This window comes from Dolichospermum planctonicum (genome assembly GCF_005402965.1).
In the GTDB taxonomy this organism is placed as follows: domain Bacteria; phylum Cyanobacteriota; class Cyanobacteriia; order Cyanobacteriales; family Nostocaceae; genus Dolichospermum; species Dolichospermum planctonicum.
Genome location: NZ_BJCF01000003.1, coordinates 98,763 through 120,599, shown reverse-complemented (window position 1 = coordinate 120,599; position 21,837 = coordinate 98,763). Strand labels below are relative to the sequence as shown.

The window sequence follows — 21,837 nt, the reverse complement described above, 5'->3', positions numbered from 1 at the left end:
AAAGTATAGGTTGGGTTTTCCACCTCTAATGGTACGGCTAGTTCCCATCATCCATAGGTGGGTTTTTCTACACCTGAATAGCACAATGATAAAAGGTTCATCAAAACTAGCAGCAATAATTAACAATTAACAATTAATGAATGCTATGATTCGATTAAAAATAGAAATTTGACCAAAAATCTGGGATACAAGCCCCGTCCACTTCGGCCAGCTCAGTGCATCGCTTTTAGGACGGCTTTATGTTAAAATTTGGTCATAGTCGCCATAGGGCATTGGGAGACTTTAAACGGACATGGAGGGACGATAAGACCACTTGTGGCGTGTTCCGGTGAAGTGTCAAGTGTTTCCCCGCACCTTCAGGTCGGTGAGTATGTCAATAACATTGTCTTATAGACAAAATAGTCAAAGACCAAAACCAGAGAATGATCCTTGATTAAATTTGTACGTATTAGTCTGAAAATCTAGATTTTTGTACTTATGAGCAAACTTTAGCAAAAAAATACCAATAAAATTAATTATTAACAAAAATTAAAGTGTTACCTTAGACCTATTACCTACTATCCACGGCTTAAGCCACGCTATCGGTACTTTTGCTTCCTTATAACTTTTAACCCTGCTATATGGCCCGAGACTATTATGAAACCCTGGGTGTCTCTCGTGACGCCGACAAAGAAGAGATTAAACAGGCTTATCGCCGCCTAGCCCGAAAATATCACCCAGACGTTAACAAAGAATCTGGGGCAGAGGAACGATTTAAGGAAATCAACCGCGCCTATGAAGTGCTGTCAGAACCAGAAGTTCGCGCTCGTTATGACCGCTTTGGTGAAGCTGGCGTTTCTGGAGCAGCAGCATCTGGCGCTGGTTTTCAAGATGACATGAGTGGTTTTGCTGATATTTTTGAAAGCATTTTCAGCGGCTTTGGTGGCGCTCCAGGTGGACAACCTCAACAAAGACGGCGTAGCGGACCGGTGAGAGGTGATGATCTCCGCCTAGACCTGAAATTAGACTTTCGGGAAGCGATATTTGGTGGAGAAAAGGAAATCCGCATTTCCCACTTAGAAACCTGTGAAGTTTGTAATGGTTCGGGTGCTAAACCGGGAACACGCCCCCGCACTTGTGGAACTTGTAGTGGTTCAGGTCAAGTCAGACGAGTCACAAGAACTCCGTTTGGGAGCTTTACCCAAGTATCAACTTGTCCCACTTGTGATGGGACAGGAACGGTGGTTGAGGATAAATGTGATGCTTGTGGTGGTAAAGGCGCCAATCAGGTAACAAAGAAACTAAAAATCAATGTTCCCGCTGGGGTAGACAATGGCACACGTTTAAGGATTTCCCAAGAAGGAGATGCGGGTCAACGAGGTGGACAACCTGGTGATTTATATGTCTACTTATTTGTCAATGAAGATCAAGAATTTCATCGGGATGGAATTAATATTATCTCGGAAATTAAAATTAGCTACCTACAAGCAATTTTAGGTTGTCGTTTAGAGGTAAATACGGTAGACGGTCCAGTGGAGTTGGTAATTCCCTCAGGAACTCAACCAAATACGGTGATGAAATTAGAAAATCGTGGTGTCCCCCGTTTGGGTAATCCCGTGAGTCGGGGTGATCAAATGTTGACGGTGTTAATTGATATTCCCACTAAGATCATCCCAGAGGAACGGGAACTCCTGGAAAAACTGGCTAGAATTAAGGGAGATAGAACAGGTAAAGGTGGTTTAGAAGGATTCTTAGGAGGCTTGTTTAAGTCATGAGTGGGTCTTCTGTATTAACCCCTGACTCTCAACTGGATTTACGTGGTACTCCTTGTCCCATTAATTTTGTGCGGACAAAACTGTATTTGGAAAAAATGCCCCCTGGTGGTTTATTGGAAGTCTGGTTAGATGCAGGTGAACCCATAGAACAAGTTCCTGATAGTCTGACTATGGCTGGTTATTTTGTAGAACAAATTACGGACTGTTCAGGCTATTTTTCCTTGGTTATTCGTCGTCCGGTTGCTAGGGAATGACAAGGGAAATTGTTACTACTGGACAGTTATTCGGTACGGTGTTAGCTGTACAGGCGAATTTTTACCGCGTGCAAATGGATGAGTCAGTAATAAGACCTGATCCTTTGATTCTTCTCTGTACGCGGAGAACACGCCTGAAAAAAATTGGTCAACAGGTGATGGTGGGAGATCGTGTTATTGTTGAAGAACCAGATTGGGTTGGGGGACGAGGGGCTGTGGCTGAGGTTTTACCCCGTCATAGTCAATTAAATCGCCCAGCGATCGCTAATGTCAATCAAATTCTGCTGGTGTTTGCAGTTGCTGATCCTCCCTTAGAACCTGTACAATTAAGTAGATTTTTAATCAAGGCTGAGTCTACAGGTGTTGATGTACTACTTTGTTTAAACAAGTGTGATTTAATTTCCTCCCTAGAAAAACAACAAATTAATGATCGTCTCCTGGCTTGGGGCTATCAACCTTTATTTATTAGCGTTCAGAATCACATTAATATCAATCAAATAGCCACATATTTGCAGGATAAAATTACTGTGATTGCAGGTCCTTCTGGTGTGGGAAAGTCCAGCTTGATTAATAGTTTGATTCCCGACGCTAACCTGCGGGTAGGGGAAGTTTCCGGTAAATTAGCTCGTGGTCGTCATACCACCCGTCATGTAGAATTATTTGAAATGCCGAAAGGTGGTTTATTAGCAGATACCCCCGGTTTTAATCAACCTGATTTAGATTGTAGTCCTGAAGAACTAATTCACTATTTCCCAGAAGCTAGAAAACGTCTGGCTGTTGCCCATTGCCGCTTTAGCAATTGTATACATAAAGATGAGCCTGATTGTGCTGTTAGTGGAGAATGGGAAAGATATCAGCATTATTTAGAATTTTTAGATGATGCGATCGCGCATCAAAACCAGATTAATCAACAATCTGACCCTGAATCTAGTTTAAAATTAATATCTAAAGGTAAAGGTCAGAGTCAGTACGAACCAAAACTAGAAAGTAAAAAATATCGTCGAGTTTCCCGGAAAACCCAATTACAAGATTTACAGGAATTATATCGAGAAAGTGAGGATTAATACTAATTGACACTCTCAGGGCTAAAGTCCATTTCTTGCTTTGTTGGGTTAAGCGACAGCACAACCCAACGCTTATGTTGGGTTTCATGCTTCAACCCAACCTACAAATCAAGGCTTTTTCTAATTTGGACAAGGTATTGCTTGAATGAACCGAATTTACTAACTATCCTGAAAATCCTTAAATCCTGGAAATCCTGATTCTGACAAAATAAAAAATCTGTGCTATAATGAATCCAGACACCAAAACCAGATTTTTGTAGAAAAATATTTTCCGCCTAACAGCGGTGGGTTAAGAAGGGAAAAGAAAAAAAGAGAAGAGAGCAAAAGAGCAAGAGTGTAAAGGGCTACTAAGTCCTCGCTGCACCACTACATACAACCCGAAAACCAATCCTGTCGTTGTAGTAGTCGAGGTCGTAGTTGTTGCGATAAGCAGAACGGCAAATCCCAGGATTGAAGACCCACGAACCACCGCGCAGCCGCTTTGCGCTCCGGCTTAGACTTGTCAAAGCACTGCCATCTGTAGGCGCGTTTATATAATCATTTTTATAGTCATCTTGACACCATTCCCACACATTACCGTGCATATCGTACAAACCAAAAGAGTTAGGGGGAAAAGTTCCTACATCTGTGGTCTGCTGACGATATTTTCCTTTTGGTGCAGAAGCATAGGTATAATTACCATCATAATTTACCAAATCTGGAGTAATACTTTCACCAAAATAAAATGGTGTGGTAGTTCCGGCACGACAAGCATACTCCCATTCTGCTTCACTGGGTAATCTGTATTTTTTGCCTGTTTTTTGACTTAACTTTTTACAGAACTCAACCGCATTATTCCAACTAACTCTTTCAACAGGGCGGTTATCGCCTTTGAAGTTGGAAGGGTTAGTTCCTATGATAGCTTGATATTGTACCTGTGTCAATTCATATTTTCCCATGTAGAAACTGGGAACTGTAACTTGATGTTGGGGACCTTCATTTGAACCTCGTTTTGCTTCACTTTTCGGTGAACCCATGATAAATGTTCCCCCTGGGATTTCCACCATGTCCAACGTCACACCATTTCCTAAGTCTTCTGTAAAGTATTTCGCGCTTGCGTTGCGTCGGTTGGTGATATTTCCCCGTGCGTCTGTGGTGACAACTTCAAAACTAAAGGTTTTAAGGTTATTGGAAGGTATTGGTGCTTGGGGTTTTGGTCGTTGGGGTTGTAAAGCTTTTTCTATTGCTGCTATTCTTTGCAAAATCTCATGGGAGTTTTGAGGACGATCTTTATATAAACGCTGCATCATATCATCTAATAAATCTGCCAACATAGATGATATTTGTGGTGCATGATTCCGCCAATTTAATCTTTCATTATAGGAATCATACATGATTGGATCAAGTGGTTCTTTACCCGTGAGTAAATAAACAAATGTCCGTCCTAAAGCAAAAAAATCAGATTGAGGTACAGCATTATGATTAATTTGTTCCGAGGGTGTGTAACCTGCGGAAATTATTCCTGTGACACCACCTTGTTGTTTAAATACTGTAGATGTTACCTTCCTCACAGTCCCAAAATCAATTAATACCAATTCGGCTTTTTCAGACCGCAACATAATATTAGATGGTTTAATATCTCGATGAAAGAAGTCTTTATTATGTACCTGTTCTAAAATAATGATTAGATCTTTTAGCCATTCTATAGCTGTAGTTTGGTTAATAGGACGCAAACCACGTTTTTGCATATATTTTTCTAAATCTTCTCCCACAACTTTTTCCATTACCAAACAATGAATTGGATTTTGGCTATTGTAGGGATAATATTCAAAATAAGCGTCTAATTCTACATTAGGAATACCGGAATGATGGAGTTGACTTAAAACATCAGCTTCTTGTTTAAATAATTCTACAGCTTTAGGGTCGTTATTAATCAAGACTTTGAGAACTTTAGCCTGATTGGTTCTGACTTCGTTAATCTCATAAGTCACACCAAAGCCACCCCGTCCTAACTGACATTGTACCCGATAACGTTGTTGTAGCAAGACTTCCGAGCCACAGGCTTGACAAAAAAGGATTTTATCGGGATTTTGTGGCTTTGGGCAGTTAGAATTGATGCACAGACTCATAATCTTGGTAGTTAGCACGTTTATTCGATATTTTACCTTGATTTAAGGATTTGAGGTTTTGCCTGTGTAGACGCGGTTTATAACCGCCCGTTTAACTTCCGCGCAGCGGTGCTAGGCCAAAATATTTTTCTAATAACTATTAACTTAGCATTCATGACCAATGACCTATATAGTCTTAAAATATTCTTAATTTCCCCACACAGACTTTTTGTCTGTAACCTCCAAGTACCACACAGAAAAATATTATGGCTATAGGCTACGTCGCGCTTGTACTTCATGCACATCTACCCTTCGTTCGTCATCCGGGAAGTGACTACGTGCTAGAAGAGGAATGGCTTTATGAAGCGATTACAGAAACTTACATTCCCTTATTAAAAGTATTTGAAGGCTTAAAGCGAGATGGTGTTGATTTTAAACTCACCATGAGCATGACACCTCCCTTAGTGTCCATGCTTCGTGATCCTCTATTACAAGAACGCTATGATGCTCATCTAGCTCAATTAGAAGAGCTTGTAGAATTAGAAGCCGAGCGCAATATCCATAATGGTCATGTTCGTTATTTAGCGGAACATTATGCAACTGAGTTTAATGAAGCGCGGGAGTTATGGGAACGTTATCAAGGTGATTTAGTTACAGCATTTAAACAGTTCCAAGATAGTAATAACTTAGACATTATTACCTGTGGTGCTACCCACGGCTACTTACCATTAATGAAAATGTACCCCCAAGCTGTATGGGCGCAAATTCAGGTAGCTTGTGAACATTATGCGGAAACCTTCGGCCAAGCCCCCAAAGGGATTTGGTTGCCAGAATGTGCCTATTATGAAGGTGTAGAACGAATGCTGGCTGATGCTGGTTTACGTTATTTCCTCACAGATGGACATGGTATTTTATACGCTCGTCCCCGCCCGCGTTTTGGTAGTTATGCCCCAATTTTTACGGAGACTGGTGTAGCAGCTTTTGGTCGAGACCATGAATCTTCTCAGCAAGTATGGTCTTCTGAGGTCGGTTATCCTGGTGCAGCAGAATACCGGGAATTTTATAAAGATTTGGGTTGGGAAGCTGAATATGAGTATATTAAGCCCTATATTATGCCCAATGGACAGAGGAAAAATACAGGTATTAAGTATCATAAAATCACTGGTCGAGGCTTGGGTCTGGCGGATAAAGCCCTCTATGATCCTTACTGGGCAAAGGAAAAGGCCGCAGAACACGCTGCTAATTTCATGTATAATCGTGAGCAGCAAGCTGGACATTTACACGGTATGATGGGTCGGCCACCAATTATTGTTTCTCCCTATGACGCGGAGTTATTTGGTCACTGGTGGTATGAAGGTCCCTGGTTTATTGATTATCTGTTCCGTAAGTCATGGTATGATCAAAAAACCTATGAAATGACCCATTTGTCCGATTACTTACGTGCTAATCCTCATCAGCAGGTATGTCGTCCCTCTCAATCTAGTTGGGGCTTTAAGGGTTTCCATGAATATTGGTTGAATGATACCAATGCTTGGGTTTACCCGCATTTACATAAAGCTGCGGAAAGGATGATTGAAATTTCCCAAATGGAAGCAGAAGATGAGTTACAATTAAAGGCACTTAACCAAGCTGCGCGAGAATTGTTATTAGCACAATCTTCTGACTGGGCTTTTATCATGCGGACCGGAACAATGGTTCCCTATGCGGTGAGAAGAACTAGATCACATTTAATGCGTTTTAATAAATTGTATGCAGATGTGAAAGTGGGTAAAGTTGATAGTGGTTGGCTGGAAAAAGTTGAGTCCATAGATAATATTTTCCCCAATATTAACTATCGCGTTTATCGTCCTGTATTTTAATGGAGTCGTAGATCCTCGACTTTTTCTTCATGTCGGGTCTATGCCTAGAAAAGCAAAACCCCCAGTTATAATCCTGGGGGTTATTTTTATACACATCTTGTCAAGCTGCCATTAAATACTATTGAGGTAAGTTACGGCTGTTGTAAGCATCTATGGCATAGGCTGGAGTGCGTTGAGTATAGTCTGTATCTAAGCCAGTAATAGATTTAGCTAAAGCTTCAAACTTATCAGAAGCCCAATTACGTTCGTGAATGGGCTTGCTTTGTTCACCCATGAAGTATGCTAAAGAACCAATAACGGAAGCTGCTACCCAACCAACAACCAATAGAGAGATTAAAATAGTCATTTGAGAACCTCGGTTTTTACTTTTTGTAACCTTATGTAAATAAATATAACAGATTATTAACAAAGCTTGCAAATTGTTTTTTGGTGTGCATACCCAGCAAAGAGGTGAGGAAATCCCCACTGTCATAATTTTGTAACAACAAGCACTAAAATAAGACACTGTGATCAACAAAGAATGAATATAGGCTATTTGGGGATCAAACAGAATAAAGTGTAGCTTGGGTTTCACTTCGTTTAACCCAACAAATTCAAGTTTCTTTACCTCAACCCAACCGACAAGATCAGCGATTCCTGCGGAGCGCAACGCTTACGCACTAAATAACGTTCAATTACAAAACTTTATTTACTGTAAAATACCCCATATACTGATCTATAGGTGTTAAATTAATAAATAGACTTATAACCTTTGTCAGGAGGGTGAAATTATGGGTTTATTTGATAGAATTGCTGGTAGTACCAAAAAAGCCTCCAGCACATTAGGTCCTGCGGAAGCTTTTGCAGCAATCGCTCTGATTGCAGTTGCATCTGATGGATATATCAGCGATACAGAAGCCCAAGCACTCAGCACAATTTTAGGACGGATGCAGCTATTTAGAAGCTATCCCGGTGATGTGATGCGAAAAATGTTTGATAAACTTCTCAGTATCATGCAGAGGGAAGGTTTGGATGCTTTGTTGAATGCTGCTATTGCTGCCCTACCTCATGATCTCACAGAAACAGCTTTTGCGATCGCCACTGATATTGTTTTAGCTGATGGTGAAGTCACAGAAGAAGAACAAAAACTATTGAATGATTTGTTTCAACTCTTAGAAATTTCCGAAGAAACAGCAATTAAAATTATTGATGTGATGTTGATTAAGAATAAGGGTTAAAAAGTTGGCTAAGGTGTCTTCATTGACACCTTATTTTAATCTAATTGTCAGGATTCAGGATATAGAAAACTTGATCTAGCAGGGAACAGGCTTCATGCTTCATTCTCAACTCCTGATCAGGAAATAGGCCAATTTAGAATAAAATGGCAACGAAAAAAACTCCCGCACCTCTACCCCATGAAAATCATCAAACTTTGATCAATCAAAGATGATAAATATTGAGTACAACATTAATATTAATAGTAATAGTATATTTACCATCTGCTATAATCAAAATATTGGCTAGAAGTCAGAATAACTAATAACTAATAATTAATAATTAATAAAAATGTAATATATCTGACAAATTAACTTCCTGACTCTAGCTATTTCTAATGCTTATCTTTTTGGTTTCTCTGCATACAGTTGAAACAACCACAAAAGACTCAGGAAGAAAAATCATGAACAAATCTTATGCCACAATTGATGGTAACGAAGCCGTTGCCCGTGTAGCCTACAAATTAAACGAAGTTATCGCTATTTATCCTATCACCCCATCTTCAAATATGGGTGAATGGGCTGATAGTTGGATGTCGGAAAATAAACCAAATCTTTGGGGTACAGTTCCCAGCGTCACCCAAATGCAAAGCGAAGGAGGGGCTGCTGCTGCTGTCCATGGGGCATTACAAACGGGGGCATTAAGTACAACCTTCACCGCTTCCCAGGGATTATTATTAATGATTCCTAACTTGTACAAAATTGCCGGAGAATTAACTAGTTTTGTCCTTCATGTTTCTGCCCGTTCCTTAGCTACCCATGCGTTATCTATTTTCGGTGATCATAGTGATGTTATGGCTGCTAGGGCGACTGGTTTCGCTTTTTTGTGTTCGGCTTCTGTCCAGGAAAGTCATGATTTTGCCTTAATTTCTCATGCTGCGACTTTAGAAACAAGAGTGCCATTTTTGCACTTTTTTGATGGGTTTAGAACTTCCCATGAAGTGCAGAAAGTTGAGTTATTATCAGATGAAGATCTCCGGGAATTTATACCTATAGAATTAATATCTAACCATCGTCAACGCTGCTTAACTCCAGATAAACCAGTATTACGAGGAACAGCCCAAAATCCCGATGTTTACTTTCAATCTCGTGAAGGTGCAAACCCTTATTATCATGTTTGTGCCGATATTGTTGAAAAGATCATGGATAAATTTGGCAAACGCACAGGTAGATATTACAAACTCTATGAATATCATGGTGTAGCAGACGCAGAAAGAGTAATTGTGATCATGGGTTCTGGTTGTGAAACTGTCCATGAAACTGTAGATTATCTCAACAACGCAGGGGAAAAAGTTGGAGTTATTAAAGTGCGACTTTTCCGCCCATTTGATGTGGCAAGATTCATAGAAGCATTACCCAATAGTGTCAAATCCATTGCAGTTTTGGATAGAACTAAAGAAGCCGGCAGTGCAGGAGAACCATTATATTTAGATGTGGTGACAGCTATTTATGAAGGCTGGAAAAAAACTACATTTCCAAAAATTGTTGGGGGGAGATATGGACTTTCTTCTAAAGAATTTACTCCCGCAATGGTTAAGAGTGTTTTTGATAATCTTAGCCAAATTAAACCCAAGAATCATTTTACAATTGGGATTAATGATGATGTTAGTTTCACCTCTTTAAATTTTGACTTTAATTTCTCTACAGAACCGGATCATGTAGTTCGGGCAATGTTTTATGGTCTGGGTTCAGATGGTACAGTGGGTGCAAATAAGAACTCCATCAAAATCATCGGTGAAGGTACAGAAAATAACGCCCAAGGTTACTTTGTTTATGATTCCAAAAAATCCGGTTCAATGACAGTTTCTCACCTGCGTTTCGGACCTGAAAAAATTCGTTCAACCTATCTCATAGACAAGGCTAATTTTATCGGTTGTCACCATTGGGGATTTGTGGAAAGTATTGATATTTTAAAAGCTGCTGCACCAGGGGCGATTTTATTGTTAAATAGTCCTTATGATGTAGATACAGTTTGGGAAAATCTTCCCTTGAAAGTAAAACAGCAAATTCTCGCCAAAAATCTCAAAGTTTACACTATTAATGCCAGTCAAGTGGCGAAAAATAGTGGTATGGGGCATAGAATTAACACTATTATGCAGGTCTGTTTCTTTGCTTTGGCGGGAGTATTGCCAGAAAAAGAAGCAATTGCTAAAATCAAACAGTCCATAGAGAAAACTTATGGCAAAAAAGGTGTGGAAGTTGTCCAGAAGAATTTAAAAGCTGTAGACAACACCCTAGAAAATCTCCATGAAATCGAAATTCCTCTCGTACAAATAGGTAATAAAGAAAATTGCCAATTAGCAATTACCAAACCCAAATTTGTTGAGAATGTTCTCAGTAAAATTATGGTCTGGGAAGGTGATGATTTACCTGTGAGTGCTTTACCCGCTGACGGAACTTTTCCCAGTGGGACTGCAAAATGGGAAAAACGCAACGTGGCGGCAGAAATACCAGTTTGGGATAGTGATGTCTGCGTTCAGTGTGGTAAATGTGTGATGGTTTGTCCCCACGCGGCTATTCGCGCTAAAGCCTATCCAGCTAGTGAATTAGTCAAAGCACCGACAACTTTTAAATCAACTAACGCCAAAGATAAGAGTTTTGCTAACCAGAAATTCACTATTCAGGTAGCCCCAGAAGACTGTACAGGCTGCGAAATTTGTGTTAGCGTGTGTCCTGCCAAAAACAAAGCCGAACCCACCCGCAAGGCCATTAACATGAGTCCACAATTACCCTTGCGGGAACAAGAACGAGAAAATTGGCATTTCTTTTTGAGTTTACCAAATCCTGACCGGAAAACTTTGAAAGTAAACCAAATTCGACAACAACAATTACAAGAACCATTGTTTGAGTTTTCTGGTGCTTGTGCTGGTTGTGGAGAAACCCCCTACCTTAAATTATTAACACAATTATTTGGCGATCGCTCACTCATTGCCAACGCCACCGGTTGTTCTTCCATTTATGGAGGAAATTTACCCACAACTCCCTGGAGTCAAAACGCAGACGGAAGAGGTCCGGCTTGGTCTAATAGTTTATTTGAAGATAACGCCGAATTTGGTTTTGGTTATCGTTTATCCATAGACAAACAAGCAGAATTTGCAGCAGAATTATTATCACAATTAAGTAATGAAATTGGCGATAATTTAGTTAATGCCATTCTTAAAATGGAACAAAAAACCGAAGCTGATATTTGGGACCAGCGGGAAAGAATTGTCATCCTCAAACACAAATTAGCACAACTTTCCGAAACCACAACAGAAGCCAATCTAAAATCCAAAATCCAAAATCTCCAATCCTTAGCTGATTATTTAGTTAAGAAAAGTGTGTGGATAGTTGGGGGTGATGGTTGGGCCTATGATATAGATTTTGGAGGAATTGATCATATAATTTCCACAGGTCGCAATGTGAATATTTTGGTCATGGACACAGAAGTTTATTCTAATACCGGAGGACAATCTTCTAAAGCTACTCCCAAAGCCGCAGTAGCTAAATATGCGACTGGAGGTAAACCTGCACCCAAGAAAGATTTAGGTTTAATGGCCATGACTTATGGTAATGTTTATGTTGCCAGCGTCGCTTTAGGTGCGCGAGATGAACATACACTCAAAGCATTTTTAGAAGCGGAAGCTTTTGATGGTCCATCAATCATAATTGCCTATAGTCATTGTATTGCTCACGGGATTGATATGACCACTGGTTTACAACAACAAAAGGCTTTAGTAGACTCAGGAAGATGGTTATTATATCGCTATAATCCGGCATTACAAGACCAGGGTAAAAATCCCCTACAATTGGATATGAAAGCGCCTTCTGAGTCAGTAGAAAAATCCATGTATCAGGAGAACCGCTTTAAAATGTTGACGAAGAGTAAACCGGAGGTGGCGAAATTGTTGCTAGAACAAGCGCAAGCAGAAGTTAATGCTAGATGGGAGATGTATCAATATTTGGCTAATAGGTAATTGGTAATTGGTAATGGGTAATTGGTTTTTACCTGTTACCTATTATCAAATAATCAATCACAAATTTTCATTCTCGCCAATTATCTATGATTAAAGGATAACCTAATGCTTGAATTTTCTGATAATGCTTAGTATTACCTGTGACTAAAATTAAATTGTTTTGGATAGCGATAGAAGCTATTAATACATCTGCTAATCCTATTGGTTGTCCAGTGCTTTCTAAATCAGCATGAATCAATCCTGAAAGTTCTGCACTTTTTTGGTCTAAATGTAGGATTTCGATTTGAGATAAATCTGCTAAAAATTCTTGAATGCGATCATGACGATTTAATTTTCTCCATCCCTTAACAATTTCGGAAACAGTAATTACAGAAATTGTATAATGTTTCCATATTGCTCTATATGCAATAGCATTGGCATTTATTTTAGGATTTTTACCTTTACGGATTTCTGAAGTAATATCTGTATCAATTAAAGATTTTCTCACAACTCAATTATTTTTGATTAACTTCTATGGTGTAAAATATCTTCAACCATTTTATCTACTAATTCAGCATCATTAGACCATTCACCAATAAATGAATTATTGATAATTTCTGGTTTGGTTAATTGCTCAATCATTGCTTTGATTAAGTCGGCAACTTCACAATGATGTGTTTGTGTCAATTGTTCTATTTTCTCAAAAGTTTCTTGATCAAGTTCAATTTCTATTTTTTTCATGATTTCAGTTATTTTTATTTGATATAGTTATTATATTATAGCAAAGTTTTTTAAATCAACATCTAAATCAGTTTCATCATAATGAATATTAATGTTTCTGAGAGCTAATTCATTCTGAAATTGCAGTAAAGGCATTTTAGCCAGTTGGGATGCTTTAACGATACTAATTTTTTTTCTTTCAAAGAATAAAATAATCAATTCTAAAACTAATTCTTTTTCTGATAATCCACTGGCTTGGACAATATCTTCGGAAATGACTAAGCTCATGATGATCCTCCTGTTAACACAGACTAGAAAAATTATAACACATAGGTAGATATTTGTTGTTTTCTGGCATAAATTTGAGAACGGACAATTTTCACTTCTTCCGTAATTTCCTCTAAGGGTACAAGCAGTAACAATCGAACGCAGATGGACGCAGATAATTTTGTACTTCATTTGATAGATCATATCCTCTAATGTGACACATCGTCCGTAGACTGATCGTCCATAAAGACTCATAATCAGTACATGAATGAATCAAAACAAAAAATTCTTGATGCTTTAGGTTATCTGGTCAGACAACGTAGAACGGAGTTAGGAATTTCACAAGAGGAGTTAGGACTACGCGCTAACTTAGACCGCACATACATTTCTGGTGTGGAACGTGGAGTCAGAAATCCTTCCCTCACTGCTCTTGTCAGTCTTGCAGATGGCTTAGGTATTAGTGTTTCTACTCTTTTAACAAATTTAGAAATCGAAGCTGATAAAATATAGTGACAAACCAACAAAATTTAGTCGAAACAATTAAAGGCCAATTTCGACAAGGATCAACTCAATTACAAGTCTTTAATCTTTTATCAGATCAAAAATGGCATTGCAGGGAGTGCGAAGGAAAAAATATTGGATCAACTCAGTATGCTGGTGGTGGAGGTATTCAAGGACTACAACGCGGGACAAGGAGTCGTCCTGGTCTTGTCATTGAAACAAAAAAGAATTTTTGTCCAACTTGTCAACAAATACGGTTAGGAGATTGCTGGACAGGAGAGATAAAATCAGCTAATTCAGTTTCTAATATACCAGCTTCTTTAGTTCAAAGAATTCTCCAGGTTTATTCATATACAGATGTAATAGAACAGAGACAAAGAGAGAAGCATGAGTTAGTTATTGATCATAGATTTCCTATGGAACGTTGGGGAAAAAGTGAAGCTCCACATTTAACCTCTATGAGTGAAACCGAAATCAGGAAAAAATTTCAATTACTCAAGAAAGATGCTTCTGGAAATCATAATCTTTTAAAATCGAGAAGTTGTGAACGTTGTATTAAAACTGGTAAACGCGGTACACCTTTTGGCATTAAATTCTGGTATCAATCAGGTGAAGATTGGCCTTCCCAACATCAGCGAGGTGATGAAGCTGAGGAAGGTTGTATTGGCTGTGGTTGGTATGATTTTGAAACTTGGCGTAATGCACTTAACCAAAAACTATCTCAGGTTGATGAAAATGAGGTAAATTAGCAAATTGTTTTCTGTTAATTGCAATATCATTTAAGTAAGGAATCAGTGCATAACCAATACACTCTGCTAAACGTGGTGGAACAGCATTACCTATTTGCCACATGGCTTTTTTCATACTACCTTCAAAAATAAATGAATCGGGAAATGTTTGTAATCTTGCCATTTCCCTAGCAGAAATCACACGATTTAAATAAGGGTGAATATGTGTACCACCATGATTTTCTTTTACTGTCATACTCGGTTTACCAGGATATTGTCTTTTGAAAGCATCAACATATTTTGTATATAAAGAACCGCCAGGAGGAACTTGAGCAAGACGTTCCATATACTCCCGTGAATGTTTAGTCCACTCGTGATTAATTTCAGGGATGGGTGTGTATTCTGGTAAATCAGAAATTGCTGATTCAATAGCTTTGTATTCTTCTCGGTTTAATTGAGATTTAGGATAAGGGTTAGGCATCCCAAATCTATTAGCGATAAAAATAGCTCTTGGTCGAATTTGTGGTACTCCATAAGCAGCAGATTCTAAAATTGCCACAGAAATATGAGGATAACCAATAGATTCAAAAGCTTCAATAATTGCTGTCTTTACATCTCCTTTTTGTATTGTCAAAATACCTGGCACATTTTCCATCACTACATACCAAGGGCGTATTTCGGAAACAACACGCACGAATTCATAAAATAATCTATTTCGAGGATCTTTTGGATCACGTTTTCCTGCTACTGAAAATCCTTGACATGGTGGACCACCAACAACAATATTAACTTGAGGTGATCCGATTTTTTGCAGCCAATTTTCGGGGGAAAATTGTTCAATATCTCCACAGAAGTTATGACATTGTGGGAAATTTTTTTTGTGCGTAGCAGAAGCGATTGGACTAATTTCTACACTAGCTAATGGTGTAAATCCAGCTTGGAATAATCCTTGTGTGATCCCTCCAGCACCACAAAACAGATCCACAAAAGTATATTGAGATAATGGACTTGCTGGGGAACTAACATCAGTAAATATCTTATATGGATCAGAATTTTCTTGATCTAGTTCGCGCTGAATACGCTCATAGCGCCCTAACTTTGGCTTTTTTTGCTTTTGGCTAGGATTATGCTCATCCTCGTTAGGTAAAAAAGAGATTTGTGTTCCTTGCATTCGATAATTGATATGAACGTTTGCTTTGCTGTGACATATAGTCTACAATACATCAAGCATAGCAAAATTGGCAACATAATTCTAAAAACGAGAAACGAGAAAATTTATCTCGTTATCTGACACAATCTATTACTCAAAAATTAACACTGGAGTAATGAACAGGCATCAGATAACTAAAAAATGCTAAAATATATAACATTCATGAATATCATTTACATTTCTCTGGAGGAAATATTATGTTATCAACAGAACTTCAACAAGAATCAATGAAAACAAGAATTGAGAAAATTGTGGCTATTTTAATGGAAGAACGTCCTTTATTTAAGGAAGAACTAAATGCAGAGGAAATGATTCAGCATTTATGTAACATATTTCAGAAAAATTTATCTGTTGAGGAGTTTAATCTCATGGAAGATCAAGACTTAAAAAAACGCTGTAGCGGTATTTTATCTGTAGAAATCCTGTCAGGATTGTTAAATGATTTAACTCCTGAACAAATAGCTATTTTTGACGAAGCAGTTAAAAGGAAATAAAAAATGACTTATTTATTAGATACCAACATTGTTTCTTTTGCTATCAAAAATAATCTCGTAATTAAGGAAAGATTAGAAGAATTACGTTCACAAGAAGAATTAATATCCATTAGTTGTATTACTTATTTTGAGGTTAAAAGAGGTTTATTTGCAGTCAACGCAATTAAACAATTAGAAAGATTTGATAATTTCTGTAAGGATTTTCAAATCATTTTCTTAGATAATTTAGCAATTTTAGAAAAAGCCGCAGAAATTCATGCAAATCTCAGATTAAGAGGATTACCAATCCAAACAGAAGATATTTTAATTGCTGCAACTGCTATCGTTAAAGGGTTTATTCTAGTTTCTCATGATAGTGATTTATTGAGAGTTGAGGAATTAACTTTAGAGAATTGGTTAGAAGAATAGGTTTTATGTACATTTTATTATGAGAAATAGAAATAGATCCCCGATTTCTCTAGAAAGTCGGGGACATGGGTATTCAGTATTTTAAATTAATCAACTTAACTCACAGTTTCTAACTGTAAACTTATTGCTTTTTTATCCTCTTCATGCTGCTGAAATTCTGCTAATTCTGATTCTATTTCAGCTTTGACCTCATGACGGAACTTAAAAAAATGTTCACCCACACCTAAAGCAATTAAATAATCATATAATAGATGAGGTTTACGGCGTATCATTGTAATTAATTGCTGCCAAAAAACAAAACGAGTAGAACGTAATACACCTTGTCGCCAACAAATAGACATTAAAAATTTAAACTCTGATTTAGTTAAAATTCGTTGATATTTAGCCCGCCAACCTTCTATCATCATAAAATGTTTAAAAGTCCGTTTCAGGTATGGCATAGGTTCATATAAATTCCAAAAAGTATCAATAAATTCCCCAGCAATTTCCGACATTGGCCGAGTCGGAACAAAATTCATTAAAGCTTTTTGAGAACCAACAAATTCACCCAAACCATCTCTTAATCTTCCCTCTGTTTGCAAGCGATTCCACATAGCTGTATTGGGTAAAGCTTGCAGCAAATTTAAATGAGCTTGGGGAATACAAGTTTCTTCTACAAATTCTTGAATCCGTTTACCTGCACCTGGTTTTTCATGATCAAATCCTAAGATAAAACCAGACATAATTTGTAATCCCGCTTTAGTAATTTTATGGCAGGATTCCACTAGAGAACTGCGAGTATTTTGTGGTTTATTAATTCCTACCAGACTGTCTATATCAGGGGTTTCAATGCCCATAAAAACTTGCACAAAACCAGCCTTTACCATTAATTCTAGTAATTCATCATCCTCTGCTAAATTTAAAGAAGCTTCCGTCAATAAAGCAAAAGGATAATTGCGTTTTTCCATCCAAGGAATTAACTCTTTTAAAAAGACCTTAGCATTACGTTTATTGCCAATAAAATTATCATCAACTATAAACACATAACGCCACCAACCCATATTATATAAAACATCCAATTCTGCTAGAATTTGTTCAGGTGTTTTGGTGCGGGGTTTACGGCCAAAAAGAGTAATAATATCGCAAAATTCACATTGGAATGGACAACCACGGGAAAATTGCACAGTCATTGCTATATAAGCATTCAAATCTAATAAATCAAATCGAGGTAAAGGAGTTGTAGTGACATCTGGTTTTTCTGTAGCCCGGAAAATTCCTTTTTCTTCTCCCTTTTCTAAAGCTTCTAAAAACATGGGAATAGTGATTTCTCCTTCATCTAAGATTAAATAATCTGCCCCCGCTTCTAAAGCAAATTCTGGAACAGATGTGGCAAATGGTCCGCCGACTGCCACTTTTTTACCTAATCTTTTACCTTTTTTAATTAATTCACTAAAATCCTGTTTTTGAATAATCATGGCCGAGATAATGACAAGATCACACCATTGCCAATCTACATCATTTTCTAGACGAACATTGCGATCGCTCAATCGCAATTCCCAATCACTTGGTAACATTGCCGCTACCGTAATTAAACCCAATGGGGGATTAGTAGCCCGCAGATTTGCTAAATCAAGAGTTTCCTGATAAGACCAAAAAGAATTAGGCATTATCGGCCAGATTAATAACGCTTTCATCAAGCATATCCCCCTGATTTATTTTCCTATTCAAGCCCATTTAGTCTGAACTATAAAATCTGGGTTCGTTACTTTTTATCCCTCTGGAGGTACATATTTTTTATTTTTAGATCTAGAAAATAATTCCATAAGATAATGATGTTAGAAAAATTTTTCCCTCAGCAGACTGGGAAATTTTGCCAAACACCAATAACTAATCCCCAATGACGGCTAAAATGAGTCTTGTAACCGCCCCATTGACAAAGCGGGGAAGAGGAGATAAATAACGGATAATTATGGGTAAGCAGCGCGTTCTGTCGGGAGTTCAACCAACTGGTAATTTACACTTAGGTAACTATTTAGGTGCGATTCGTAACTGGGTAGAAATTCAAGACCAGTATGAAAATTTCTTTTGTGTGGTAGATTTACACGCCATTACTGTACCACATAATCCCGCCACTTTAGCGGCTGATACCTACACTATTGCGGCTTTATATCTAGCCTGTGGTATTGATTTACAATATTCTCATATCTTTGTTCAGTCCCACGTTTCCGCACACAGTGAACTTTGTTGGTTACTCAACTGCATTACTCCCTTAAATTGGCTACAGGACATGATTCAATTTAAGGAAAAGGCACTTAAACAAGGTGAAAATGTCAGCGCTGGTTTATTGACATATCCAGTATTAATGGCTGCGGATATTTTGCTTTATCAAGCGGATAAAGTTCCTGTCGGTGAAGATCAAAAGCAACATTTAGAACTGGCGCGGGATATTGTTAACAGGTTTAATCATCAATTTCCCAATCGCACACAACGGACCATTGCAGAAGAAAATATTAAGCTACGCGCTTATGATATTTGGCAGAAATCGGGAAATCAAAACTCATTAACTAATTATTTTCAAGCCAAAAAAGAACTTGAGCAGGAGCTTTTGAAGAAAAAAAAAGCACCCGTATTCAAGTTACCAGATCCTTTGATTAGAAAGGAAGGTGCAAGGGTAATGAGTTTGACAGATGGAACACGGAAAATGTCAAAATCAGATCCCTCGGAATTAAGCCGGATTAATGTTTTAGATTCACCTGAGCAAATTGTCAATAAAATTAAACGCTGTAAAACCGATCCAGTTCGCGGTTTAACCTTTGATGATGTAGAACGTCCCGAATGTCATAATTTATTAACCCTGTATACCCTATTAGCGGGAAAAACGAAGGAAACCGTAGCGGCCGAATGTGCAGATATGGGTTGGGGACAATTCAAACCTTTGTTAACAGAAACAGCGATTAATGCTTTAAAACCAATTCAGGATAAATATAAGGAGGTAATGGCAGATAAAGGCTATTTAGAGTCAGTTTTAAAAGATGGTAAAGAAAAAGCCGAGGCTATAGCTAATCAAACCTTAGCAGATGTAAAAGCAGCACTAGGTTATACAGTGCCTTTATAATTAGAATTGTATAGATGTTAGATTCCTGGACTCTTTGACCAGTCAGGGATCTGACTCATACTAAGGTTTAAACTAGAAAGTGTAATTCAGTTTACCTTTAAGAAAACCTTAAAATTAAATTTGCATCATGCAGAATAGCTATAGCACCAGTACATTAAACAACTTCCGCACCGCCGTAGCAGCAGGAGATTTTCTCATTACCGCTGAAGTTGCACCTCCGAAAGGGGGAGATATCACCCATACCATAGAAATGGCGGCGACTCTTAAGGGGAGAGTTCATGCTGTCAATATTACTGACGGTAGCCGCGCTGTGATGCGGATGTCTTCCTTGGTAGCTTCGGCAATTTTACTGCAAAATGGGATTGAGCCGATTTGTCAATTTGCTTGCCGCGATCGCAATAGAATTGGATTACAAGCTGATTTAATGGGCGCTCATGCTTTGGGTATCCACAACATTTTAGCTTTAACTGGCGACCCGGTAAAAGCAGGTGATCATCCTCAAGCCAAAGCTGTTTTTGATTTGGAAGCTGTGCGATTATTGCAGTTAATTAGAAACATGAATCTGGGAGTTGATTTTAATGAAAAACCTTTAACTGATGGTAAATTAGACTTATTTGCAGGGGCGGCGGTAGATCCTCAATCTCACAGTTGGTCCGGTTTACAAAGTCGGTTTGAAAAGAAAATAGCAGCCGGAGCGCAATTTTTTCAAAGTCAATTAATTACTGATTTTGAAATATTAGAGAAGTTCATGGATAAAATTGCCTGTGGTTATAATAAACCAATTTTAGCAGGAATTTTTCTCTTGAAATCGGCGAAAAATGCCCAATTTATTAACAAAGCTGTTCCCGGTGTGAATATTCCTGAACACATTATTGAGAGATTAGCTAAAGCAAAACATCCCCTGGAAGAAGGAATAAAAATTGCCGCAGAACAAGTGCAAATTGCTAGAGAATTGTGTCAAGGAGTGCATATTATGGCGGTCAAGCGGGAAGATTTGATCGCGCCAATTTTGGATTTAGCGGGGGTAGAGAAGGTTAGTTAGGAGGAAAAAGCGATCGTATTTAGTTAGGTGCGATCGCTTTCCCCCCCAATTTTGCTAAACTAGAATAAACCTCACACTATTAGGAGGATATATGACTTTTACAACTGATGTTCAGGAAGATCCAGACTTACGCCCTTATCCAGAAACCTCGCTTCCAGATCATACCCAATTACCAGACTCTAACGGTACATTCGTGAAAAATTGGCAAGAACATCCCCAAAGTATTCTACTAACTGATTCTATCAAACCAGTATTACAAAAACTTTATTCTGATGGTCAATATTTTATTGGTCAGGATTTAGGTATTTATTGGCGTATTACTGAACCACCAGAAATTGGTGCAGCAGCGCCAGACTGGTTTTATGTTCCCAATGTCCCACCTTCTTTAGATGGTAAAAGCCGACGTTCCTATGTTCTTTGGCAAGAATATATTTCACCATTAATTGTGTTAGAATTTGTTTCTGGGAATGGTGCAGAAGAGCGAGATAAAACGCCTTGGAAAGGTAAATTCTGGATTTATGAACAGGTGATTAAACCCGCCTTTTATGGCATTTATGAAGTGAATAAAGCCAGTATAGAAGTTTATGAATTAATTGGTGGACAATATCAGTTATTACCAGCAAATGAACGAGGACATTATCCAATTACACATACAGGTGTGGAGTTAGGTTTATGGACGGGTGAATATCAAAATATGGAGTTACCCTGGTTGCGGTGGTGGGATTTGCAAGGTAATTTATTATTAACTGGTGAAGAAAGAGCCGAACAGGAAACACAAAGAGCAAATCGCTTGGCTGCACAATTACGGGCTTTGGGAATTGAACCGGAAGCGTAATATTAAATTACAGCAAATTGTCATCAAACCCGGAACAAGAACCCCACCCCCAAACCCCTCCCCGCAAGGGATCAGAAGGCTAAGATGTACATTATATGATTGGAAATCGCTGTAAATGTAATGGTGACGATTTTGGATTTAACGGGAGTAGAGACAGATGATCAATAACCTTTTCACCACCAAACAAACTATCAGACTAATAAACTTCATCATGATTACCAATATCAAGTAAAAGAATCACTTCTTCTGTATTATTTTCATCAATTTCTAAAGTAAACAAAATTCGACAGTCGTAACCACAAGAACAAGCTTTTAATCCTCATAATTTTCCC

20 protein-coding genes are annotated in these 21,837 nt (G+C 38.2%); 13 read left to right on the top strand and 7 right to left on the bottom strand.

The window, feature by feature from the left end; genetic code table 11:
- Window positions 1-620: 620 nt before the first annotated feature.
- From dnaJ to rsgA, 3 genes are read left to right on the top strand one after another with little or no spacing between them, the layout of a single operon-like run.
- Window positions 621-1,754, top strand: a complete 1,134-nt coding sequence (dnaJ, locus tag FFO06_RS02535; RefSeq protein WP_137906623.1) for a molecular chaperone DnaJ — start codon at window positions 621-623, stop codon at window positions 1,752-1,754.
- Window positions 1,751-2,008 (top strand): sulfurtransferase TusA family protein, encoded by a 258-nt coding sequence (locus FFO06_RS02530; protein ID WP_137906622.1) that lies wholly within the window; start codon window positions 1,751-1,753, stop codon window positions 2,006-2,008. Before dnaJ ends, FFO06_RS02530 begins: the two co-directional genes overlap by 4 nt.
- A complete protein-coding gene (gene rsgA, locus FFO06_RS02525) occupies window positions 2,005-3,072 on the top strand; it encodes a small ribosomal subunit biogenesis GTPase RsgA (RefSeq protein WP_137906621.1) in 1,068 nt (355 codons plus the stop codon). The genes FFO06_RS02530 and rsgA overlap by 4 nt, the downstream gene beginning before the upstream one ends.
- Window positions 3,073-3,419: 347 nt before the next feature.
- Here the strand turns inward: rsgA and FFO06_RS02520 are convergent, their stop codons facing one another.
- Complete coding sequence (locus FFO06_RS02520; RefSeq protein ID WP_137906620.1) at window positions 3,420-5,180, bottom strand: bifunctional serine/threonine-protein kinase/formylglycine-generating enzyme family protein; 1,761 nt, start codon at window positions 5,178-5,180, stop codon at window positions 3,420-3,422.
- A gap of 245 nt (window positions 5,181-5,425) precedes the next feature.
- On the opposite strand from FFO06_RS02520, the gene FFO06_RS02515 reads away from it, so the two are divergent.
- A complete protein-coding gene (locus FFO06_RS02515) occupies window positions 5,426-7,018 on the top strand; it encodes a glycoside hydrolase family 57 protein (protein WP_137906619.1) in 1,593 nt (530 codons plus the stop codon).
- A gap of 118 nt (window positions 7,019-7,136) precedes the next feature.
- Here FFO06_RS02515 and FFO06_RS02510 read toward each other — a convergent pair whose 3' ends face one another.
- Complete coding sequence (locus FFO06_RS02510) at window positions 7,137-7,364, bottom strand: photosystem II protein, Psb35-related (protein ID WP_137906618.1); 228 nt, start codon at window positions 7,362-7,364, stop codon at window positions 7,137-7,139.
- A 424-nt stretch (window positions 7,365-7,788) separates the two neighbouring features.
- Between FFO06_RS02510 and FFO06_RS02505 the strand changes: the two genes are divergently transcribed.
- Window positions 7,789-8,235 (top strand): tellurite resistance TerB family protein, encoded by a 447-nt coding sequence (locus FFO06_RS02505; protein WP_137906617.1) that lies wholly within the window; start codon window positions 7,789-7,791, stop codon window positions 8,233-8,235.
- A gap of 440 nt (window positions 8,236-8,675) precedes the next feature.
- The gene (gene nifJ / locus FFO06_RS02500; RefSeq protein WP_137906616.1) at window positions 8,676-12,227 is read left to right on the top strand and encodes a pyruvate:ferredoxin (flavodoxin) oxidoreductase; all 3,552 of its coding nucleotides are present in this window, start codon (window positions 8,676-8,678) and stop codon (window positions 12,225-12,227) included.
- A gap of 67 nt (window positions 12,228-12,294) precedes the next feature.
- Here nifJ and FFO06_RS02495 read toward each other — a convergent pair whose 3' ends face one another.
- The 3 genes from FFO06_RS02495 to FFO06_RS02485 are packed head-to-tail and all read right to left on the bottom strand — an operon-like array spanning window position 12,295 to window position 13,214.
- Window positions 12,295-12,714: a PIN domain-containing protein gene (locus tag FFO06_RS02495; protein WP_137906615.1), complete on the bottom strand. Its 420-nt coding sequence runs from the start codon at window positions 12,712-12,714 to the stop codon at window positions 12,295-12,297.
- Window positions 12,715-12,731: 17 nt separating this feature from the next.
- On the bottom strand, window positions 12,732-12,947 hold the full coding sequence (locus FFO06_RS02490) for a hypothetical protein (protein WP_028082405.1): 216 nt from the start codon (window positions 12,945-12,947) through the stop codon (window positions 12,732-12,734).
- A 30-nt stretch (window positions 12,948-12,977) separates the two neighbouring features.
- Window positions 12,978-13,214 carry a UPF0175 family protein gene (locus FFO06_RS02485; protein ID WP_137906614.1) on the bottom strand — a complete coding sequence of 79 codons (237 nt, stop codon included), beginning with the start codon at window positions 13,212-13,214 and terminating at the stop codon, window positions 12,978-12,980.
- 243 nt (window positions 13,215-13,457) lie between these two features.
- On the opposite strand from FFO06_RS02485, the gene FFO06_RS02480 reads away from it, so the two are divergent.
- Both FFO06_RS02480 and FFO06_RS02475 read left to right on the top strand, forming a co-directional pair.
- Window positions 13,458-13,703 (top strand): helix-turn-helix domain-containing protein, encoded by a 246-nt coding sequence (locus tag FFO06_RS02480; protein ID WP_028082404.1) that lies wholly within the window; start codon window positions 13,458-13,460, stop codon window positions 13,701-13,703.
- The gene (locus tag FFO06_RS02475) at window positions 13,703-14,443 is read left to right on the top strand and encodes a hypothetical protein (protein ID WP_028082403.1); all 741 of its coding nucleotides are present in this window, start codon (window positions 13,703-13,705) and stop codon (window positions 14,441-14,443) included. Before FFO06_RS02480 ends, FFO06_RS02475 begins: the two co-directional genes overlap by 1 nt.
- On the opposite strand, the gene FFO06_RS02470 is transcribed toward FFO06_RS02475, so the two are convergent.
- On the bottom strand, window positions 14,400-15,593 hold the full coding sequence (locus tag FFO06_RS02470) for a DNA cytosine methyltransferase (RefSeq protein WP_137906613.1): 1,194 nt from the start codon (window positions 15,591-15,593) through the stop codon (window positions 14,400-14,402). The genes FFO06_RS02475 and FFO06_RS02470 overlap by 44 nt on opposite strands.
- A 236-nt stretch (window positions 15,594-15,829) precedes the next feature.
- On the opposite strand from FFO06_RS02470, the gene FFO06_RS02465 reads away from it, so the two are divergent.
- On the top strand, window positions 15,830-16,126 hold the full coding sequence (locus FFO06_RS02465; protein ID WP_137906612.1) for a hypothetical protein: 297 nt from the start codon (window positions 15,830-15,832) through the stop codon (window positions 16,124-16,126).
- A 3-nt stretch (window positions 16,127-16,129) separates the two neighbouring features.
- The gene (locus FFO06_RS02460) at window positions 16,130-16,534 is read left to right on the top strand and encodes a type II toxin-antitoxin system VapC family toxin (protein ID WP_137906611.1); all 405 of its coding nucleotides are present in this window, start codon (window positions 16,130-16,132) and stop codon (window positions 16,532-16,534) included.
- A 95-nt stretch (window positions 16,535-16,629) separates the two neighbouring features.
- On the opposite strand, the gene FFO06_RS02455 is transcribed toward FFO06_RS02460, so the two are convergent.
- Window positions 16,630-18,207, bottom strand: a complete 1,578-nt coding sequence (locus FFO06_RS02455; protein WP_137906610.1) for a B12-binding domain-containing radical SAM protein — start codon at window positions 18,205-18,207, stop codon at window positions 16,630-16,632.
- Window positions 18,208-18,482: 275 nt separating this feature from the next.
- Here FFO06_RS02455 and trpS point away from each other — a divergent pair, with 275 nt between their 5' ends.
- From trpS to FFO06_RS02440, 3 genes are all read left to right on the top strand, one after another.
- On the top strand, window positions 18,483-19,628 hold the full coding sequence (gene trpS, locus FFO06_RS02450; RefSeq protein ID WP_137906609.1) for a tryptophan--tRNA ligase: 1,146 nt from the start codon (window positions 18,483-18,485) through the stop codon (window positions 19,626-19,628).
- 127 nt (window positions 19,629-19,755) lie between these two features.
- A complete protein-coding gene (locus FFO06_RS02445) occupies window positions 19,756-20,670 on the top strand; it encodes a methylenetetrahydrofolate reductase (protein WP_137906608.1) in 915 nt (304 codons plus the stop codon).
- A gap of 91 nt (window positions 20,671-20,761) precedes the next feature.
- Entirely contained in the window at window positions 20,762-21,505 is a 744-nt protein-coding gene (locus FFO06_RS02440) for a Uma2 family endonuclease (protein ID WP_137906607.1), read from the top strand.
- Window positions 21,506-21,837 lie beyond the last annotated feature (332 nt).

Coding starts and splice junctions, on each gene's coding strand:
- FFO06_RS02465 (WP_137906612.1), top strand. CDS start 15,830: ATGTTATCAACAGAACTTCAACAAGAATCAATGAAAACAAGAATTGAG.
- FFO06_RS02510 (WP_137906618.1), bottom strand. CDS start 7,364: ATGACTATTTTAATCTCTCTATTGGTTGTTGGTTGGGTAGCAGCTTCC.
- FFO06_RS02445 (WP_137906608.1), top strand. CDS start 19,756: ATGCAGAATAGCTATAGCACCAGTACATTAAACAACTTCCGCACCGCC.
- trpS (WP_137906609.1), top strand. CDS start 18,483: ATGGGTAAGCAGCGCGTTCTGTCGGGAGTTCAACCAACTGGTAATTTA.
- FFO06_RS02460 (WP_137906611.1), top strand. CDS start 16,130: ATGACTTATTTATTAGATACCAACATTGTTTCTTTTGCTATCAAAAAT.
- FFO06_RS02505 (WP_137906617.1), top strand. CDS start 7,789: ATGGGTTTATTTGATAGAATTGCTGGTAGTACCAAAAAAGCCTCCAGC.
- FFO06_RS02520 (WP_137906620.1), bottom strand. CDS start 5,180: ATGAGTCTGTGCATCAATTCTAACTGCCCAAAGCCACAAAATCCCGAT.
- FFO06_RS02485 (WP_137906614.1), bottom strand. CDS start 13,214: ATGAGCTTAGTCATTTCCGAAGATATTGTCCAAGCCAGTGGATTATCA.
- FFO06_RS02515 (WP_137906619.1), top strand. CDS start 5,426: ATGGCTATAGGCTACGTCGCGCTTGTACTTCATGCACATCTACCCTTC.
- FFO06_RS02470 (WP_137906613.1), bottom strand. CDS start 15,593: ATGCAAGGAACACAAATCTCTTTTTTACCTAACGAGGATGAGCATAAT.
- rsgA (WP_137906621.1), top strand. CDS start 2,005: ATGACAAGGGAAATTGTTACTACTGGACAGTTATTCGGTACGGTGTTA.
- FFO06_RS02480 (WP_028082404.1), top strand. CDS start 13,458: ATGAATGAATCAAAACAAAAAATTCTTGATGCTTTAGGTTATCTGGTC.
- FFO06_RS02440 (WP_137906607.1), top strand. CDS start 20,762: ATGACTTTTACAACTGATGTTCAGGAAGATCCAGACTTACGCCCTTAT.
- dnaJ (WP_137906623.1), top strand. CDS start 621: ATGGCCCGAGACTATTATGAAACCCTGGGTGTCTCTCGTGACGCCGAC.
- FFO06_RS02490 (WP_028082405.1), bottom strand. CDS start 12,947: ATGAAAAAAATAGAAATTGAACTTGATCAAGAAACTTTTGAGAAAATA.
- nifJ (WP_137906616.1), top strand. CDS start 8,676: ATGAACAAATCTTATGCCACAATTGATGGTAACGAAGCCGTTGCCCGT.
- FFO06_RS02455 (WP_137906610.1), bottom strand. CDS start 18,207: ATGAAAGCGTTATTAATCTGGCCGATAATGCCTAATTCTTTTTGGTCT.
- FFO06_RS02530 (WP_137906622.1), top strand. CDS start 1,751: ATGAGTGGGTCTTCTGTATTAACCCCTGACTCTCAACTGGATTTACGT.